The sequence below is a fragment of the Bartonella sp. AP40SXNS genome, assembly GCF_042195825.1.
Classification (GTDB): Bacteria; Pseudomonadota; Alphaproteobacteria; order Rhizobiales; family Rhizobiaceae; genus Bartonella.
The window spans coordinates 1-3703 of record NZ_JBHIPB010000038.1 but is presented as its reverse complement, the minus strand read 5'-3'; the positions used below and the strand labels follow the sequence as shown (position 1 = coordinate 3703).

General features: G+C 40.7%; 1 pseudogene. It reads left to right on the top strand.

Annotated elements, in window-relative coordinates:
- Positions 1 to 3703: pseudogene (locus ACFILZ_RS09330) on the top strand (hypothetical protein); the annotation flags it as partial.

The window sequence follows — 3703 nt, the reverse complement described above, 5'->3', positions numbered from 1 at the left end:
GGTCAAGTTATAGCGGAACAAGAAAACAGCAAATTAAAGTTTCTATTAGATGGAGAAATTTCTAAAGGTTCGACAGAGGCGATCACTGGCAATCAGCTTTATTCAATGAATCAGACATTTGCTGAGTATTTTGGTGGAGGATCAGGTTATGATAAAGATGGAAAATGGAAAGCTCCAAGTTTTAAGGTTAAGAAAGTTGATGCGGAAGGTAAAGAAAGTGAGGAAAGCTATAAGAGTGTAGCGGAAGCACTTTCTGATATTAGTAGTTCTGTCACGAATGTTCATCATGATGTGACTAATGTTGTCAGTGATAGCCTTGTCAAGCAGGATGAGAAGACAAAAGTTATCAATATTGGTAAAGAAGTAGCAGGTACAGAAATAAGTTTTCTGGACGAAAAGGGCAAAGAACGGACGCTTTCAGGTGTTAAGGCGGCAGAGAATGACAATGAAGCAGTTAATAAAGCGCAGCTTGATGCAAGTCTGAAGGATCTTTCTACCAGCCTTCAGTCTGATGACTCGGCTGTTGTTCACTACGATAAGCTGGCAGATGGTAAAACTGATTATAGCAGTGTGACTTTAGGTAAAGGTAAGGATGCAGGACCAGTTGCACTTCATAATGTAGCGGATGGTACCATTGCTGAAAATTCACATGATGCGATTAATGGTAGTCAGATCAACACGATTTCTCAGAATGTAGCTAAATTCCTTGGCGGCGATGCGGCATTTAAAGACGGTAGCTTTACCAACCCTACTTATAACTTATCTCGCGTTTCTGAAGATGGCGAGGTAACACAAAAAGCCTTTACCAATGTTGGTTTAGCATTTGAGGGACTTGATGCAAATATCAAAAATGTGAATCAGCGTATTAAGGAAGTCTCAGAAGGAGTTGCACAAGATTCTTTATCATGGAGCGAGGGTGAAAAATCCTTTGTAGCCTTGCATGGAGGAAAAGACGGTGCAAAGACAAATAGCAAGATTAAGTTCCTTGCGGCAGGAGATATTACGAAAGAATCTACAGATGCAGTAAATGGCTCCCAACTTTATTCCTTAGGAAAAGATCTTGCATCGTACTTAAACGGTGATGCTAAGTATGAGAAAGATCAATGGTTGTTGCCTAGATTTAAAGTTACACACCTTAAAGAAGATGGCACATCAGAAGAAGCTGAGTACGATAGTGTTTCAGAAGCTCTTTCAGGTGTTGGTAATTCTTTCACGAATGTGGTTAAAGACTTTAATGACAAAGTCACGAATATCACAGAATCTGTCCAAGGCGATGCGCTGTTGTGGAATAAGGACGCAGAGGCGTTTGTAGCCAAGCATGGAGAGAAGGAAAGCAAGACGAACAGCAAGATAACGTCGCTTGCAAATGGGGGTATCACTAAAGACTCAAGCGATGCTGTAACAGGAAATCAGCTATATGCTCTAGGTAACAGTGTTGCAAAGTCTTTAGGTGGTGATGCTAGTTATGCAGGTGGCGCTTGGACGGCTCCAAGTTTCAAAGTTAAGATCGTTAATGAGGATGGTACTAAAGTTGAAGAGAAGAAGTATGATACTGTATCGGAAGCATTTGCTGGTGTAGGAACATCTTTTGAGAATCTTCAAAAAGAGTTTACTCAAAACAACACGGAGGTTACTGAAAATATTAAGCAGAATGCGTTGTTGTGGAGTGATTCTGAAAAGGCGTTTGTAGCAACGCATGGAGAGGGTGATGAGAAAGGCAACAGTAAAATTAAGTTTCTTTCCAATGGAGAGGTTTCTGCAAGCTCAAGTGAAGCGGTCAATGGTTCTCAGCTTTTTGCGACTAATCAAAATGTAAGCAGTGTATCTAACAATCTTGAAACAACAGCTACGAATATAGCTAAATCCTTTGGCGGTGGCGCTGAATATAAAGAAGGTCAATGGAGTGCTCCAAGCTTCAAAGTTAAGATCGTCAAAGAAGATGGCAGTGCTGTTGAAGAGCAAAGTTATGATGATGTTGCTAAAGCATTTGCTGGTGTAGGCGCTTCATTCACGAATATTCACAAAGAGCTTAAGAATGAGATTAATAAAGTTGTAGGAGATAGTCTTGTTAAGTTTGATGATACGACAAATGTAATCAAGCTTGGTGGTGAAAAAGAAGGTGCGAGCATCAGTATTGCGGATAAGGAAAGCCAAGATAGAATACTTTCAGGTGTTAAGACAGCGACAAGGGATAATGAAGCGGTTAACAAGGGTCAGCTTGATGAAAGTTTAAAGGATCTTTCTACCAGTCTTCAGTCTGATGAATCGGCTGTTGTTCACTATGATAAACAAGGTGATGATAATAGCAGCACTAATTATGCGAGTGTGACTTTGGGTAAAGGTAAGGGTTCTGCAACTGTTGGTTTGCATAATGTTGCCGAAGGTCAGATTAGTGAGAATTCGCATGATGCGGTTAATGGCGGTCAGATTTCTAAGGTTTCTCAGGATATTGCGAAATACTTAGGTGGAGGTACAAGCTTTAAAGATGGTACTTTCACGGGTCCAACCTATAAATTATCCAGTGTTGATGCAAAAGGCGAGGTAGTAGAAAAATCTTATGGTGATGTTGGTTTAGCCATTGAAGGTATTGATACGAATTTCAAGAATGTGAATAACAACCTAACGAATAAGTTTAATGAACTTACTGAAAATATCACGAATATTACTCAGGAAGTTCAAGGCGATGCGCTGTTGTGGGATAAGGACGCAGAAGCGTTTGTAGCGACGCATGGGGACAATAAAGAGAACAGCAAGCTCACATCACTTGCAGCTGGCTCTATAGTATCAGGCTCGAGTGATGCGATTACGGGTGGACAGATTTATGATCTGCAAAAAAAGTTTGCTGGCTATTTTGGTGGAGGTGCTGGTTATAATGAGAAAGGCGAATGGCAAGATCCGGATTTCCAAATTCAGACTTTCAGCAATGATGGTACGAAAGGAGATAAGAAGAGCAGTAATAATGTTGCAGGTGCATTTAATGACATTAATGACAGCATGAGCACTATCAACGCTCGTATTAAGGAAGTTTCAGAAGGAGTTGCACAAGATTCTTTATCATGGAGCAAGGCTGAAGGTGCTTTTGTCGCCTTGCATGGAGAAAAAGATAGTGAGAAGACGAACAGCAAAATCACATCACTTGCAAATGGTGATATTACTGCTAGCTCAAGCGATGCTGTAGCAGGAAATCAGCTATATTCTCTAGGTAACAGTGTTGCAAAGTCTTTAAGTGGTGATGCTAGTTATGCAGGTGGCGCTTGGACGGCTCCAAGTTTCAAAGTTAAGATCGTTAATGAGGATGGTACTAAAGTTGAAGAGAAGAAGTATGATACTGTATCGGAAGCATTTGCTGGTGTAGGAACATCTTTTGAGAATCTTCAAAAAGAGTTTACTCAAAACAACACGGAGGTTACTGAAAATATTAAGCAGAATGCGTTGTTGTGGAGTGATTCTGAAAAGGCGTTTGTAGCAACGCATGGAGAGGGTGATGAGAAAGGCAACAGTAAAATTAAGTTTCTTTCCAATGGAGAGGTTTCTGCAAGCTCAAGTGAAGCGGTCAATGGTTCTCAGCTTTTTGATACGAATAAGACAGTTGCAACTTATTTAGGTGGTGGCGCTGAATATAAGGGAGGTCAATGGAGTGCTCCAAGCTTCAAAGTTAAGATCGTCAAAGAAGATGGCAGTGCCGTTGAAGAGCATAGCTATG